The sequence below is a fragment of the Akkermansia sp. 54_46 genome, from assembly GCF_001917295.1.
Classification (GTDB): domain Bacteria; phylum Verrucomicrobiota; class Verrucomicrobiia; order Verrucomicrobiales; family Akkermansiaceae; genus Akkermansia; species Akkermansia muciniphila.
Genome location: NZ_MNUD01000009.1, coordinates 1 through 15,183 on the forward strand (window position 1 = coordinate 1; position 15,183 = coordinate 15,183).

General features: G+C 49.8%; 12 protein-coding genes and 1 tRNA gene. 8 read left to right on the forward strand and 5 right to left on the reverse strand.

Features of this window, described 5'->3' with window-relative positions; all coding sequences use genetic code 11:
• The first annotated feature begins 280 nt into the window (after positions 1-280).
• Positions 281-2,752 (forward strand): alpha-N-acetylglucosaminidase, encoded by a 2,472-nt coding sequence (locus tag BHW66_RS02360; protein WP_286688856.1) that lies wholly within the window; start codon positions 281-283, stop codon positions 2,750-2,752.
• A gap of 157 nt (positions 2,753-2,909) precedes the next feature.
• Here the strand turns inward: BHW66_RS02360 and BHW66_RS02365 are convergent, their stop codons facing one another.
• Both BHW66_RS02365 and BHW66_RS02370 read right to left on the reverse strand, forming a co-directional pair.
• The gene (locus tag BHW66_RS02365) at positions 2,910-3,329 is read right to left on the reverse strand and encodes a PEP-CTERM sorting domain-containing protein (protein WP_012420261.1); all 420 of its coding nucleotides are present in this window, start codon (positions 3,327-3,329) and stop codon (positions 2,910-2,912) included.
• Between the two features lie 419 nt (positions 3,330-3,748).
• A complete protein-coding gene (locus BHW66_RS02370; protein WP_046435296.1) occupies positions 3,749-5,617 on the reverse strand; it encodes an OPT family oligopeptide transporter in 1,869 nt (622 codons plus the stop codon).
• 120 nt (positions 5,618-5,737) lie between these two features.
• Between BHW66_RS02370 and pyrF the strand changes: the two genes are divergently transcribed.
• The 3 genes from pyrF (at position 5,738) to BHW66_RS02385 (ending at position 9,134) form a co-directional block, all read left to right on the forward strand.
• Complete coding sequence (gene pyrF, locus BHW66_RS02375; protein ID WP_031930856.1) at positions 5,738-6,523, forward strand: orotidine-5'-phosphate decarboxylase; 786 nt, start codon at positions 5,738-5,740, stop codon at positions 6,521-6,523.
• Between the two features lie 259 nt (positions 6,524-6,782).
• On the forward strand, positions 6,783-7,421 hold the full coding sequence (locus BHW66_RS02380; RefSeq protein ID WP_157738257.1) for an energy transducer TonB: 639 nt from the start codon (positions 6,783-6,785) through the stop codon (positions 7,419-7,421).
• A gap of 21 nt (positions 7,422-7,442) precedes the next feature.
• Positions 7,443-9,134 (forward strand): putative manganese-dependent inorganic diphosphatase, encoded by a 1,692-nt coding sequence (locus BHW66_RS02385; protein ID WP_012420265.1) that lies wholly within the window; start codon positions 7,443-7,445, stop codon positions 9,132-9,134.
• 78 nt (positions 9,135-9,212) lie between these two features.
• Here the strand turns inward: BHW66_RS02385 and BHW66_RS02390 are convergent, their stop codons facing one another.
• From BHW66_RS02390 to dnaX, 3 genes are all read right to left on the reverse strand, one after another.
• The gene (locus BHW66_RS02390; protein WP_046435300.1) at positions 9,213-10,187 is read right to left on the reverse strand and encodes an endonuclease/exonuclease/phosphatase family protein; all 975 of its coding nucleotides are present in this window, start codon (positions 10,185-10,187) and stop codon (positions 9,213-9,215) included.
• Between the two features lie 78 nt (positions 10,188-10,265).
• Positions 10,266-10,565: a YbaB/EbfC family nucleoid-associated protein gene (locus BHW66_RS02395; RefSeq protein ID WP_257227949.1), complete on the reverse strand. Its 300-nt coding sequence runs from the start codon at positions 10,563-10,565 to the stop codon at positions 10,266-10,268.
• A 43-nt stretch (positions 10,566-10,608) separates the two neighbouring features.
• Positions 10,609-12,771, reverse strand: coding sequence for a DNA polymerase III subunit gamma/tau (dnaX, locus tag BHW66_RS02400; protein WP_237970360.1), 2,163 nt, complete (start codon positions 12,769-12,771; stop codon positions 10,609-10,611).
• On the opposite strand from dnaX, the gene BHW66_RS02405 reads away from it, so the two are divergent.
• The 4 genes from BHW66_RS02405 (at position 12,691) to BHW66_RS02420 (ending at position 15,120) form a co-directional block, all read left to right on the forward strand.
• Positions 12,691-12,918 (forward strand): hypothetical protein, encoded by a 228-nt coding sequence (locus BHW66_RS02405; protein ID WP_237970363.1) that lies wholly within the window; start codon positions 12,691-12,693, stop codon positions 12,916-12,918. The genes dnaX and BHW66_RS02405 overlap by 81 nt on opposite strands.
• Before the next feature lie 108 nt (positions 12,919-13,026).
• Complete coding sequence (locus BHW66_RS02410; protein ID WP_012420269.1) at positions 13,027-13,803, forward strand: hypothetical protein; 777 nt, start codon at positions 13,027-13,029, stop codon at positions 13,801-13,803.
• A gap of 47 nt (positions 13,804-13,850) precedes the next feature.
• A complete protein-coding gene (locus BHW66_RS02415) occupies positions 13,851-14,666 on the forward strand; it encodes a hypothetical protein (RefSeq protein ID WP_012420270.1) in 816 nt (271 codons plus the stop codon).
• A 361-nt stretch (positions 14,667-15,027) separates the two neighbouring features.
• A tRNA-Ser gene (locus BHW66_RS02420) sits at positions 15,028-15,120 on the forward strand.
• The last annotated feature ends 63 nt before the right edge of the window (positions 15,121-15,183 follow it).

A 15,183-nucleotide genomic window follows, 5' to 3' on the forward strand; every position in this document is an offset into this window, starting at 1 on the left:
CGCCAATGGTAGTCGGACGACAGGTCCCGCAAGAGTAGGTCGCCGCCGGGATTTTTTCCCATCAGGCCCCGCCAGTCACTTGACTCGCGGGGCCTGTTCTTTTCTTGCTCGGTCCCGTTCTTCTCCCCCTACATTCTCTTAGTTAGTTTCCTTCTTGTAAGATGTCGTATTTTTTGTACGTATTAGTGTTACTATGTTTTCTCATGCTTTTGCCGCCGGGGCGCTTCTTGGAACTGCCATTTCTCCGCTTGTTTGCGTATCTGCCGCAGAAAGATCGCCTGTGGCGGCGGCTGAAGATGTAGTGGCGCGTGTAACTCCCTCGGCAAAGGGGGCTGTCTTGTTCCACTTAAATCCGGATCAGGGCAACAAGATCACTATTTCCGATATTGCCGGAGGTATCCGGGTGGAGGCGTCAGATGTGCGCCGCTTGGTGGCGGGTTATGGATGGTATTTAAAGAATATAGCCAAGGTCCATTTTTCGTGGAACGGAAATCGGATAACGCTTCCTTCCCCTTTGCCGGTTCCCGCCAGTCCGGTTACGGTAGAAAGCCCGTGGAATATCGTTTTTGCCTATAATTACTGCACCCTTTCTTATACGGCGGCTTTTTGGGATTGGAACAGATGGCAGAGGGAGATTGATTTTCTGGCGTTGAATGGGTTTACGCATGCGCTGGTAACGGCGGGTTTGGAAAAGACATGGGAAGATTTTTTGACAGGCTTGGGGTATCCTCGGGAAAAAGCTCTTCGTTTTATCCCTAATCCGGCATTTGCCGCCTGGTGGAATATGGGAAACCTGGAAGGCCACGGTGGTCCGCTGAGCCAGCAACAGATAAATAAAATGGCCCAGATGGGAAGGCGCATTGTCTCCCGTATGGAACAGTTGGGGATGACACCTGTACTTCAGGGGTATGTGGGATTTGTTCCTTCTGACTTTCAGGAAAATGTCCGGATAGACGGATTGAAGCTTATTCCTCAGGGGGAATGGGTTAATTTCAGGAGGCCGTGGGTGGTGGATCCCACTTGCGAGGCTTTTCCCAAACTGGCCGCGGACTGGTACAAGGCTCTCCGCAAGGTATACGGCATTCCTGGAAAGATGTTTGGCGGGGATTTGTTTCATGAGGGGGGGCGGAAGGGGGATATTGACGTAACGCAGGCGGCACAGGCAGTGCAGAAAGCCATGCAAAAGGCTTCTCCGGGGGCTTTCTGGGTGATTCAGGCCTGGGGTGGAAATCCTACCCGAGAGTTGTTGTCCGGGTTGGATCCGGAGCGTGCGCTTGTATTGCAGCTTACCAAGGATATGGCTAACGGGGGAAAGAATTTAAGGACTTTTAATGGTATTCCGTGGGTCTGGTGCGAACTGGCGAACTTTGGAGGCAATACGGGAATGTACGGGGGGGTTCCCCTTCTGTCCCGGCTCGGAAGTGAGTTGTCCGGCTATAAGGATAAGGGACTGGTGGGCATGGGAACTTTGTCCGAAGGGCTTGAGACGAACCCCCTGCATTACGCCCTGTTCAGCGACCGTTTGTGGACTAGGGAGGATATTTCTGTCCGGGAGTGGCTTGGAAAGTACGCGCGCCAGCGTTACGGTTTCGCACCAAAGGCTGTCGTGAAGGCGTTGGAAGTTCTGTCTTCCTCCATCTATAACCCCGTTCGTTCTCAGGAAGGGTGTACGGAGTCTATTATTTGCGCCCGCCCGTCCTGGAATGTTCGAAAGGCATCCACATGGTCCAGCGGGGAGCGATATTATCACCTGGGCGATATTGTAAAGGCGGCGCGCGGTTATCTGAAGGCCGCGAATGATCAGCCGAATTTGGTGAAAAAGGAGACGTTTCGTTATGATTTGGTGGATGTTGTGCGTCAGGCTCTTGCGGACGCTGCTTTTTACCAGCTTCAACAGGTCAGGAGTGCTTTTGATTCCGGAGATTTGGCTGCGTACAGGAAACAGGTAAAGCGTTTCCTGTCTCTGATTTCAGATATGGATGCCCTTTTGGCGACGGATAGCCAGTTCCTATTAGGAACTTGGCAGAAAAGGGCTTTGGATTGGGGTGATTCCCGGCAGGAAAAAGCCTTGATGGACAAGTCTGCGAAGATGCTTATCACTACGTGGATTGATCAGGTTCCCCGGTCTCTGAATGATTATTCCAATCGTCAGTGGGCCGGGCTTGTTTCCGATTTTTATTTGCCTCGGTGGAAGAATTTTTTTGAATTTCAGATGGATGTCCTGACCGGAAAGAAGACGCGTGATGCCGCCCATGCCGCATTTATGGATAAGATGGTTCGGGATGAACTGGCCTTTGCCGGAAATGGGAAAATATATTCTGCCAAACCGGCGGGGGATACTTTGGCCGTTGCTAATCGTGTGATGAATACCCACCGGGAAATGTTGGACGCCCTGAGTGCGGAAGAAAAGCATTCCTCGGGCAGTCCATGGGAACTCCAACAAGGTTCTCCGTTGCAGTTTGATGTGACGGATCAGGTGACTGCTTCTGGCACATATACTGCTACTTTCCAGTGGAAGAATGGCCCCAGCGCCTTGAAAATCCATTCTGTCAGATTATACGAGGGTAACAGGGAGGTGGCTTTCGATGTTCATGAGGGCAGAACTGGCGTGGAAAATAAGGATAATATTTACAGACTGGAATTGAAGAAGTACAGAACCAACCTTGATTCCTATATCCTGAAGGCAGAAGTAAGCGGTGTTTCTCAGGGCGCTTCCAAAGGAGAAATGGTGTTGAAAAAACTGGTGGATTGAGAAGTGGACAGGAAGTTGTGCAGGGATGGGAGAAAAGGCGGTTATACGTGCAGGCTTTTCCATTTGTTCCGGAATCAGTTTGTTTCCCTCGCCGAAAAAAGGAAGAAGGGGGGGATTTCCCCCCTTTCTTCCTTGAAAGATGGCATGGTGATAAAATTTATCGGCGGTGGCGTAACAATAGAGCGCTAAGACCGAACAGACCCAGCGTAGCGGTTGCCGGTTCCGGAACCACTTCATTACTTGTGGAGAAGTTTACTGCCGACAAATACATGCCCTCCCAAGAGTTCAGGATATTGTTTTTATAGGTGCCGGTTCCGCAGCCGCTATGCATGTCCAGAGAAAGGCTGTTTAAATAGACGGTTTCGGGAAGTGTTGCTTCCTTTCTATTCGTGGCGGCGGACATAACGGAAGAAGACGATTGGGTCGCAGAGCCAAAGTAGTTGTTGGCGGTGTTAGTGTTCGTGGTGGAGAATATGGTGGCTGCTTGGGCGGTTCCCAACGATAAAAAATGGAGATAACAGAAATAATGGGTTTCATCTTTGGGCTGGAAATATAACTTGATACAATTGATATGCACTGGGAAAAAATCTATCGAATTTAGAATCGTTTTTTGAAAAACATGAAATATATTGATGTTATAAAGAAATATTCAATTTATTTAAAATTTTAGATGGAAAACGATTAGTAATAGTCTTTTTTATCTCATTATCGGTATTATCCGAGAAAAAAATCATGACCCAATGGTAAATACCGGTTCTAGATTTTCTTTACTCCGGCACATAGCCAAAATTCCGTCCTCAGCAAACTCCTGCTTCCCGAAGCGGAATGGTCAGCCTACACAAGCTATTCTCTTTTAGAAGTAAATATTGACCTCGGATTCGCAATCCGTTTGTCGATATTCTTATTGTACTGCCCCGATTTATGCTCCGGTTCCAAAAGATGAGCTGTACAGGATCTTTTGTAGAGATGGATTTTTTTTGAATATAGCCTTTTCGTTCAGAGGGCTGCCTGGTAAATGCTGAACATCAGAATGGTCATTCCCGTGAGGGCTGCGCCTGCAATGATGCCGGAGGCGGTGGGGACTTTATATTCCCGTGATTTGGCCTTGAAAAGATGGTCCGCAGCCCAGCCGAGCACAGCTCCTGTAAAGAAAAGGAAGGAGTCGTTCCACTGGATGGCCCAGGCCAGGCCGAAGCCGATGGGGGTGGGGAGCCATTTTCCTGTCCGGGGAATATAGCGGGAAATAAGCACCAGAATGAGTCCGAGAATACCGCCTGCAATGATGGAAAGCACCTTGATGCTGTGCAAATGGCTGAACCCCATGCCCAGTGCTTCCGCTGTGGCCGCCCATGTTCTGGCTCCCGGAGCATTGAAAGCCTGGAGAGCGTTCGCATCCGGAACCATGGAGCGGAAGGCCAGCACGGAGACGAGGGTTCCCAGAAAAATTCCGGAAAACTGGGCGATGAATTGTTTGCGGGGGTTAGCTCCCAGCAGGTAGCCTACTTTGAGGTCTACGAGCAGGTCTGCCGAGGAACTGGACGCTCCTGAAGTGATATTGGCCGCCATCAGGTTGGCTGTTACGTGTCCGGGTGCAATCCCTCCGAAGATGAGCTGTGTAACTTTTCCCATGGCTCCGGTGGGTGTAATATTGGCTTCTCCGGTGATTCGGCAGACGACCAGCGCCAGGAAAAAGGATATGACTACCGCGATGCAGCTCATCCAGTACGGAACGTTAAATGATGTATGAGCCAGATAGCCGAGAGCTCCCAGAGAGATAAGCTGGCCTGTCAGAAACCAGCTCATGGGCGTTTCTATTTTTTCCACATCTGTCAGTTTTCGTTTTTTACTCAGGGAAAACATGGCACCCAGGGAAGAAAAGGAACGAACAATACTTTTCCATTGGAATAGGAAAGCCACAATGCTGGCGACGACCATGCAGGCGGTTCCTCCCCACAGGGTCCAGCTTACGCTCTCCCGATAACCTGCTCCCGCGGGAAGCAATTTCTGGCTTTCCAGCCACGGAACGTAAAGAGCCCAGCAAACGGTTCCTCCGATGAAGAGGCTGAGGGATGTTTTCATGCCTACCAGAGCTCCCGCACCCACGAACATGAGATCCCATTTGAAGAAGATAGTACGCTGGTACCAGTTGCCGAGGATATGTTGCTGGACCGTTCCAAGCCATCGTTCTCCTCCTGCAGCCATGGCGATGGCATTAGCGGCGGCGAAAAGGGCAGAATAAAGAAGGGCTTTGGCCTGTCCCGCCGCCTTTTTGCCTTCAGAATAGAGAACTTTGAGGGTTTCCGCCGTAGCAATACTGTCTGGGAACCTTATTTGTTCAATGTTGATCATCTGGCGTTTCATCGGAATGGCCATGGTGACACCCAGTACGGCAATGAAAAATATCCAGGCGAAGGTAGTGCCAAGAGGCATGTGCTGTCCTGTCAGCAGGAGCAGGGCGGCTACGGCAGAGGTGAGGGTTCCCCCTGTAGAATAGCCTGCAGAACTGGCAGCGGACTGCATGCATGTATTTTCCAGAATAGTCATGGGGGATTTGGAAATGCCCAGGCGCACAAAGGCGTTCCAGAGGGCAAAAGAGATAATTCCTGCCGTCAGAGCCACCCCAAAGGACCATCCCATTTTGAGGTTGGCGTACAGATTAGTGAGGGAAAGGATGGAGCCTAGAAGCATGCCTACGATGACGGCTCTCCAGGTAAGCTGCTTCATTCTGTCTCCGGAACCCAGATAAACTTGATCGTACCATTGCTGTTCTACTTCATCCGGAGTACCTTGGAATCCATCCAGAGGCAGCGGTTTTTCCAAGCAGGAGGGGAGAGGGCTGGAAGATTGGGGGGACGTAGATGCCATACAGTTCATAATATAGCATTTGCGGGAGTGGTGGAAAAGTCGTATCTGTCTTTCTCTGCTTTCGGCGTTCCTTCTGCTTGAGACTTGCGTGCTTGTGACGGCCGTGGTTTAATGGGCGGCATGAGCCAATCTTTTACGGATAAACTTGCCGCCCGCATTAAAGAGACCGGTTCCGCCTTGTGTGTCGGGTTGGATCCGCGCCCCGGCATGGATGATTTGGAGGCGATTCCTGCGCTGTTGCGGAAGGTTGTGGAGGAAACCGCTCCATATGCGGCAGCGTTTAAGCCGAATATTGCCTATTTTGAAGCCATGGGGTTGCGCGGTCTGGAAATACTTGAGGATTTGCTTCCGGATATGCCTAAGGATGTTCCGGTGGTGCTGGATGCTAAGCGTGGAGATATTGGAGAGACTCAGAAGTATTACGCTCATGCTTACTTTGAACGCCTGGGTGTGGACGCTGTGACGTTGAGTCCTTTTATGGGATATGATACGCTGGAGCCTTTTCTGAATTATGAAGGTAAAGGTGTTTATCTGCTGGCAGTTACTTCCAATCCCGGTTCTGCGGATGTGGAACGGCAGGAACTGGCAGGGGGCCGCAGGGTTTTTGAACTGGTGGGAGACATGGTGCTCCGTTCTGTCCGGGAAGGCTGTAAAACTTCCGTAGGCATGGTGGTTGGTTTGACCAATGCAGATTCCAGTATTCTGGAGCGTATTCCGGATGCTCCTTTGCTCATTCCCGGCCTGGGTGCTCAAGGCGGTGATCTTTCCTGCCTGAGTGGTTCCGGTCATGTGGCGCCTCCCCTGATTAATGTCTCTCGAGGAATCATGTACCAGAATCCGGAATTGGGTTTTGCTGAGAAGGCCGCCGGATTTGCTCAGCGCATTCGAGAGGCATTGAATTATTGATGTTCATGTATTTTTTTTGCAAATAACAAAATGATAACGGCCTGCTTATGGCTGTGCATGAGCTTGTCAAAGGGAGGGTGCTGATATATTGAACAGGTGCATCCCCATTCCCTGCCCGTTTTTTATGGATGAAAAGCCCGGAATTGTAAAATTCACTCCCCATTCCACTTCCAGATCCGCAATGTTGATTGCGGTGGCAGTGACAGTGGGTGTTCAGGTGGCTTTGTGTGCTGTGCTTGTAGCCATACATTTGCAGGATATGTGGTTTCCCTCCGTCCAGGGTGGGGAAGTGGAAATGACGTTTGTGTCCCCGTCCGAAGAAGTTTCTCAGGAGATGGAAGAAGTTCAGCCTACATCTGTTGTTCCGGTTGCAGCTCCTTCCACAGTCAGCCCTGTTCCGGAGATTGCGTCAGATGAAGACTTATTGGCGATGAAGCTGCCGGAAAATGAAGATTGTTCCGAAATGAAGGATTTTCTTTTGGATGAAGCTCCTTCCGAACTCTTGCCGGAGGAGCTCGCCGCCATGCGGATTTCCATGAATGAAGTAAAGCGAAGGCAGCCTGTGAAGCGCCCGGCGGTATCCCTGCCGGGGCGTCCGGAACCGGATCAGAATATTTCTCCTGATAAAAAGGTGCGTTATAAACATGCTCCGTCCTTGCCCAATTCCGTCAATTCTTCTAAAGTCGGGAAGGTGAATGCCGTGGTGAAAGTAGTGGTTGGAGTAAATTCCCATGGGGAACCTTCATCCGTCAATCTTCTTCAGTCAACGGGAAATGCGGAATTGGACCGCCTTTTTATGCGTTGGGTGAGAGAGAATTGGACTTTTTATCCGGCGGAAAAGGACGGTGTGCCCATTGCTTCCAAGGTGGTGGTGCCCGTCAGGCTGAATATAGATTAACCTGTACAAGGAAATATAAAGATGCTTCCGGAGAAGACAGAGAATAGGCCCGTTTATGTGATCGGCCACCAGAATCCGGATACGGATGCTATTTGTTCAGCCATAGGGAATGCGGAGTTTTTAAGAACTCATGGCGAACCTGGTGCGGTTGCCGCCAGATGTGGGGAAATGACGCTGAGAACATCCTGGGTATTGGAAAAGGCAGGAGTGCCGGAGCCGATACTGATTCATGACGTGACGCCCACCGCCGGGACAATCTGTCGTCGTGATGTGATTAGCGTAAGTCCGGACGATACATTCCTGACGGCGTATCGAAGGATGACGGAAAATTCCCTTCAAACCATACCGGTTATTGACGCTGATTACAACCTTCATGGCCTATTGCGTTATTTTGATTTGTTGAGCCTGCTCATGCCTCTGAATATGACGGAGATGAATGTGCGCTCCGTCTTTTCCAGCCTGAGCAATATCGCCACCACCATTGACGGAAAATGTCTGACCGGGGAATCCTTAAGTGAGGAAGAAACGCAGAATATTCTGCTGGTGGGTGCTTCCAGTGAACCCAGCGTTCGAACAAGGCTCGCAAATTACAGGAGAAAAGGGATTATCCGGGATCTGATTGTTATTTGTGGGGACCGTCCGAATGTGCAGCTATATGCAGTGGAACATGGCGTACGCGCTTTGGTGACCACGTCCGGTGCTTTCCCTTCCTTGGACATTATTGAGACGGCCCAGACGACGGGAACATGTATTTTGAGTACTCCCTGGGATACGGCCAGTGTTGGCCAGTTGATCCGTTGTTCCCGGAAGGTGAGGGAGCAGGTTCAGAAGGATTACACCGTTTTTCCGGAGAATATGCCGCTGCCCGAGTTGAGGCAGGCTGCCGTAAAGCGCAAGCAGGCATTGTTCCCTGTGATGAGTATCAAGACGAACAAAATAATTGGTGTACTGAGTAAGACGGATTTGGTGGATCCGCCCCGTACACGTGTGGCTTTAGTGGATCACAATGAATTTTCTCAGGCCGTCAAGGGGGTGGAGGAGGCGGAGATTGTGGAGGTGATGGATCACCACCGTTTGGGTACCCAGCTTTCTACACGGGATCCAATCCGTTTTCTGAATGAACCCGTAGGATCCACATCCACCTTGGTGGCACGCAGATTTTACCATCGTAATGTGGAACCCTCCCAGGCTGTAGCGGTCTGCCTGTGCGCGGGGATTCTTTCAGATACCCTGAATTTGACATCTCCTACGGCGGCTCGGGCAGATAGGGAAATGTTGGAATGGCTGACAGGGATTGCCAAAATAGATGCCAAGAAGTTTACAGAGGAGTTTTTTGCTACCGGTTCTCTGTTGCGTTCCAAAACTGAACCTTCCGTTATTATTCAGGCGGACAGGAAGACTTTTACTGAGTACGGGCATAAGATCAGTATTTCCCAGATTGAGGAAATTGGTATGTTTGGCTTGGAAGATGTCCAGGAAGGTTTAGTGAGGGAACTTCGGAAGCTGGTGGAGAAAGAGGGGCTGAAGCTTGCTTGCCTTTTGGTTACGGATATCGTTACTCACGATTCCATGCTGCTGGCCGTCGGGGATGAAGAAGCTCTGGAAAATATCGAGTACGAGCGGCTTGGCCCTAATTTGTTTTCCGCTACTGATGTGGTAAGCCGAAAGAAACAGCTTTTTCCTGCTATTTCCCGTGCATTAAAGACGTTGTAGATGCCGGAAATCTTTGCTTTTTACAGGCAAGATTTTTCCTGAGGAGGAACGGCGTTGCCGTGCTGTAAGGGGTATAGATCAGGGAATTGCAATGTCTGCTACGATAGAACGGCGGATAGTATCCGGTATCAGCACAGTACTGGCTCTTTCAGGTTTGAGCGGCGGCGTGCAAAAAACTCGGTCTAGGCGTAATAGAGGGAAATTGACAGGTTGCGTAGCTCCGTAACCGGCCCCTTTCAGTTTGAAACAATCCTGAAAGTCGGAACTGAGTTTGGAGAAAATGGGGGATTGAGGGGCAACGCTGAAGTTCCCGGCCATGATAATGGGAAGTTCTCCATGCTGGGTTCCTACTTCCCTCAGGGTATCAAACAGGTATTGAAGTTGTTTACGGTGGATGAAGCGGAGTGTATGGAAATATTTCCAGCAGGCGGGGGAGTACAGGTCGAAGCGATGTTCAAAAGGTTCCAGACTGATGTTGATGAGCCGAATCGCCAAGGAGGAATTTTCCGGTATCCAGTCTACAATCAAACCGGTTGTGTCCGTGATGCTCTGGGCCGGACCAATCTGACCGTGCCTTACAATGATCGCGCAACTTCCTATTTGCTTGATATAAGAGGTTCTACCGAAAATGCTGTAGGCAAATTTGAGTGTTCGGTTATAGTTGCTGCAGCCTTGGACGAAAATGACATCTGCACGGAGTTTGGATATTTGTTCAATGGGAGGAGATTTCTCGCACCCCTCGTACAAGGTAAGAACCCTTATTTGCCTGGCATCCGGAGACGGTGGCATTTTGTAGTATTCCATTCCAGTTCTGGAAATGGGCGGGAGAAAGTCTGTAATAACGATGCCGTATGCAAACCAGACGATAATGCCAAGCAGACCGATTCGGGAACCGAAAACCAGCCATGCAATGAGCGCCGGAAAGGAGAAAATGAGACAGCAAGCCCATATGGGCAGTGACGTTGCAAAAGCCATCGTGTCTGAACCGGTCCAGAAAATAGTGACGACGATGACCCACAGGCACAGAGAGACGCCACCCAGCGCTATTCCCAAGTGGTTGACTCCGGATAGCGTTGGCAGAGGTTCTGCCAGATGTTTGCGTCTTCTGAGCCGATGCACTGTGGTGACAGATTAGAAGCCCATGCCGGGAGGGAGACCCAAGCCTCCTGTCAGCTTTTTCATTTCCGCCGCGGCTGTTTCCTTACCCTTAGCAATAGCTGCATTGATGGTTTGAAGGAGAAGCTCCTGGAGAAATTCTGAATCGGACGGGTTAATGATGGAAGGATCAATGACCAGTTCCGTGAGGTTGCCGTCACAGGTGGCGGTAACTTTCAATTTTCCTCCAGCTCCTTCCGTTGTAACGGTTTGGGAGGCGAGTTTTTCTTGAGCGGCCGCAAGCCCTGCCTGCATTTGCTGGACCTGTTTCATCATTTTCATTATGTTCATGGTCGTTGTGTCTGGGTGGATGAGTTGACTATTGGGAAATGATACGAGCCCGGAAAATCTCCATAGCAGCATCAATCAGCGGATCCGTGTAGTAAGAGTTATCTTCATTTTCCTCTTTGGAAGCTTCCTGGACAGGCTCTGCGTTTTTTTTCTGCGGGGTATGAGGTTTAGGTGCAGGAATGGTGGATGCGGAAGGAGGTGGTGCAGGCAGAGGAGCCAGTTCTTCCTGCACGGGTTCGGGAATGGAGAAATCCTGACGGATAGAAATAGTAACAGAGGTTCCAATATATTGGGAAAGAGCAGCTTCCAAAGCTGTTCGCAGAGGGCCTGTTCCAAGACTGTCCATCCCCTGACGGTCAGAAGGATGAAAAGAAATGGCGACTGCTACACCATCATAACCGGAAAAAACGCTGTTGGCTAGAAAGTCCGCTTGAAGAGGGAATTTGGCGGACATTTGTTCCAACACCGTTTTCCAGTCTTCTTCCGTGATAGTTCTTCCTGATTGTTGGGACAGAACTGCCGGTTCCTCTTTTTCTACGGGTGCCTGGGTTTGGGATGATGTGCTTGGAGTATCGAATAGATTGTCAAAGAAACTGTTAGTTCGTCTTTCCAGAGGAAGATTTTCCTCTGGATCCATAAAAGTAGGCTCTGGAGAATCCGTAGGAAATTTCGACACATCGGAGGCGTCGGAGTCTGGATGCCGGGTGATTTCTTCGGAGGCAGGTACGGTTTTTGTCCGCAATTTAGTGGCTGAGTAGGGAAATTCTTCCTTTGCAACGGCAAGAGAGGGGGGGGCTGCAGCGGGTGTAAGAGTTTCCTGTTGTGGTTCGGCTTCCTGCGTAGGATGGGGAGAAGCTTGAGCGTCAGTGCTCTGAATTTTCTGTACTGCGGGAGATGAAGCAGGGGAGGACACAGAAAAATCTGGAATCGGATCCATCAAATGTTCTTCCGTAGCTGGGGGTGGGTTTGTTGCAGCAACAGGAGACTGGATGTTTTGCCGGGGGGCCGGAGTGGGAGCCGTGGCGGAGGAAATAAATGTACTTGGTTCCTGCTGTGAAGCAGGATCTGAAGAAGAGGCCGGTGCCGCGGTGGCTAGCGGAGCACCTTCCAACGCCATGATAATATCGCTGATGCTGGCCTCAGCCAGAGTATGAACGGCTTTAATCAGGCCCATTTCCAGATGAAGCCTTTTATTGGTGGACCAGCGCATTTTATCTTCCGTTTCCGCCAGAACTTCCACCAAACGCAGGATTTTGTCCGTATGGGTGCGTTTGACCAATTCGGCGAGTTCCTCCTTGGAGGATTCCGGGAGAGAATCAAAGCTGGCTTCTGGATCTACTTTAGAGACCAGAATTTCACGCACGGCGGAGATAATTTCGGAAAGGAACTGGCTCATGTCTCTTCCTGCTTCCGCCTGTTCATGCAGAAGATGCAGGAGAGAGGGAAGTTCCTTGTTCAAAATAAGCGCCAGAGCATGGGCCACGGTCTCCCGGGAAGTAATGCCGAAAATGTGGAGTACCTGCTGTTCTTCAATATGATCTCCACAGAAGGAAACAAGCTGGTCCAGCATGGATTGTGCATCCCTCATACCTCCATCCGCCACTTTGGCGACAGCAAAGGCTGCTTCCCTGCTCAGACTTACTCCCTCTGCAGAAGCAATATGGAGCAGGTGTTCTGCAATGATTTCAGAAGGGATGGGGCGCAGGTCGAAGCGCTGGCATCGCGATAGAATGGTTGGCAGTATTTTGTGGGGTTCCGTGGTTGCGAAAATAAATTTGACATGAGGTGGCGGTTCTTCCAGCGTTTTGAGCAGGGCGTTGAAGGATTCCTTAGTGAGCATGTGCACTTCATCTATATAGACGATACGGAAATTTCCTCTGCTCGGAGCGAACCGTACGTTGTCCCTGAGATCCCGGATGTGATCAATGCCGCGGTTGGATGCTCCGTCTATTTCAAGAACATCCAGGCTCCGGCCTTCCGCAATTTCTTCACATATATCTTCATGCGGGTCAAAATCCACTTTGGGGCCACCGCTGCAGTTTAGAGCTTTCGCAAATATTCTTGCGGTTGATGTCTTTCCCGTTCCACGGGGACCTACAAAGAGATAGGCATGGGCGAGACGGTTGTGCTCAATGGCGTTTTTCAACGTCCGGACAACATGATCCTGTCCAAGGACGTCATCGAATGTCAGAGGACGGTATTTTCTGGCAAAGACCTGGTAACTCACGGTTCAGAAAGACTAGAAGATGAGTTCCCGTTTGAAAAGAAAATAGAGAGTAATTGTTTTAAAATGTTGATAAAACGGTTCTTGCACACTCCCGCTACGGAGCTTGCCTGAAAAAAATATCAAGAAAACAATGAGGATGTCATTTTGATATTGAAATCTGAAAATGTTCATGCCAATCTCACAAAAGTAACAGGAACCTTCTCATCTCTATAATTTCCTATGTGGGTCAAAGTATCAATAGCAGCCTTGGTCATTGCTCTTCTCGGAGGAGCCATGTATTATCTTGATAACGAGGAAGCTCTAACCAAGGAGCGTAGGGAATGTGCTTCCCGCTACAAGAACCTGAACGGCCTTCGTGGCGAATTTACGGAAGAAAAGACGAAATATGTCGATTTCCTGGTGAAGAATGAGGCTCTGACGAATGACATCAATGCTTTAACCAAGGAAAAGGATGAACTGGAAGTAAAGAATCAGGAATTGGCCTCAGCCAATGAGGCCAAGAAATCTGACCTTCAAACGCAGCAAACCGCTTTGGCGGAATTGCAATCCAAGAGCAAGGATATGGAAAGTATCCAAGCCATTGCTGACAGAATCAAGGGGCTGGAAGAAGAGTCCAAGCAGTTGGAAGTGGTTAAGCAGGCGGAACAGGGAAAACATGATGCCATCGTTGCTGAAACCGAACAGCTTGTTGTGAATAATGCCGCTCTTCGTCAGCTCAAGGCCGACCAGGATGCCCGCCTTTCTCCGCCCAACCTGAAAACGAGGGTTTCCCAGGTGATTCATGATTTTAATGTAGTTGTGATTGACGGAGGAGCCGCCGATCTGGGCGTGGTGCCCGGTTCCAAGTTGGCCGTCATGAGGGACGGCAACAAAATTGCCGAGCTTGACGTAAACGCTGTTGAATCCCGTGTTTCCACGGCCACTATTCTACCAAGTACGGTAACCGCCGGCGAACGTGTTGAAGCCGGAGACGTCGTTGTATCTGTTCGTCCCTAGCATTTTTCCGGTTCAATACACTCCATACACTCTCACATACATACACAATGAAAACTGTCTTAGTAGTTTTATTGATTCTTGCAGCAGGGGCGGGCGCCTGGTTCTCCGGTCTTAGCGGCCTTTTCGGTATTAATGGCCAGTACCAGGATTTTAAAGAAATGATTTCGTATCGTAAGACCTTGGACAAGGAAATACGTACTTGGACAAGCTTGCGCAACGACATGATTAAGAATCGTGGCTTGGCAGCGGAAGAAAATCTTAGTCTGATTTCCAACAAGGCTTCCGTGACGCAGCAGCGTGATGAACAGCTTTCCAAGGAAGCGGAGTTGAAGGAAGAAGAAGTGCAGTTGAATGCGGACTTGTCCAAAATCAATAAACAGATTGAGGAATTAAAGAGCAAGTTGCAAGATTTCGGTGTTTCCAGCGTACAGGAAATCCAGGAGAAGATGGAATCTTTGGAAGCTTCCAATAAGAAGCTCCAGGAAGATATTGACCAGATTAAAAGTGCTACGGAAGTGGCTTCCAAGAGACGGGCAGAACAAGCTTCTGAGCTGGCTAGCCGCCAGAAGGAGCAAGCTGAATACCGAGCTGCTCTTGCCAAAAATGGGGAAGAGTATCCCGTTCTATCCGTGGATCCGCAGTGGGGTTTTGTTGTGATTGGGGCCGGACAGGGCAGTAGTATTGATCCAAATACGGTTCTTCTTGTTACCCGTGAAGGTCGCAGCATTGGTAAATTAAAGGTAACTTCCCTGGAGAAAAATCAGACGGTAGCTGACATTATTAAAGACAGCGTACCGTCTGGTATGAGTATTCAACCCGGCGATAGAGTACAACTCCTGCGTCCCCGTCAGTCCGCCAAATAAAGGTTTGCCACGTATTTTCCTTGAACCCCGTTGTGTCGTCCGGCATAATGGGGTTCAACTTTTTAAAAGGAAATGATGAAACGATTTGCAATCTCCTTTTTGTTTGTGTCTTTTTCTATTCTTCTGGTCTCTTCCTGTTCCTGGTTGATGGAACCGCAGGAGAGGGAGCGTGTGCCGCAGCCGCCTCCCGGTCCGGAAAAGAGTGCGCTTCCTCATAATAAGACCCAAAGATTTGAGGCGGAAGCAACGCTCGGCCCGTTGGCCTCGCCGAGACGTTAACGGCATCCGAATGACGCTGGACGGTGATTCTGTTCTTTACAGTATCCGACAAACCGGATACAACCGCCTCCGGTTTCCAAGTGGAGAGATGGCTGAGCTGGTCTAAGGCACTCGACTCGAAATCGAACGTGGGCTTTAAAACCCACCGTGGGTTCGAATCCCACTCTCTCCGCCAAAAGTTTCTGTAAGAAAACCTACGTAAACCTTGATAACGTAGGGGATTATGAATAAGGTTCGC

What these genes read in the sequence shown, in the direction of transcription:
- BHW66_RS02415 (WP_012420270.1), top strand. Translation starts at nt 13,851, where the DNA reads ATGAAAACTGTCTTAGTAGTTTTATTGATTCTTGCAGCAGGGGCGGGC.
- BHW66_RS02385 (WP_012420265.1), top strand. Translation starts at nt 7,443, where the DNA reads ATGCTTCCGGAGAAGACAGAGAATAGGCCCGTTTATGTGATCGGCCAC.
- BHW66_RS02370 (WP_046435296.1), bottom strand. Translation starts at nt 5,617, where the DNA reads ATGGCATCTACGTCCCCCCAATCTTCCAGCCCTCTCCCCTCCTGCTTG.
- BHW66_RS02405 (WP_237970363.1), top strand. Translation starts at nt 12,691, where the DNA reads ATGGGCGAGACGGTTGTGCTCAATGGCGTTTTTCAACGTCCGGACAAC.
- BHW66_RS02380 (WP_157738257.1), top strand. Translation starts at nt 6,783, where the DNA reads ATGTGGTTTCCCTCCGTCCAGGGTGGGGAAGTGGAAATGACGTTTGTG.
- pyrF (WP_031930856.1), top strand. Translation starts at nt 5,738, where the DNA reads ATGAGCCAATCTTTTACGGATAAACTTGCCGCCCGCATTAAAGAGACC.
- BHW66_RS02410 (WP_012420269.1), top strand. Translation starts at nt 13,027, where the DNA reads ATGTGGGTCAAAGTATCAATAGCAGCCTTGGTCATTGCTCTTCTCGGA.
- BHW66_RS02395 (WP_257227949.1), bottom strand. Translation starts at nt 10,565, where the DNA reads ATGATGAAACAGGTCCAGCAAATGCAGGCAGGGCTTGCGGCCGCTCAA.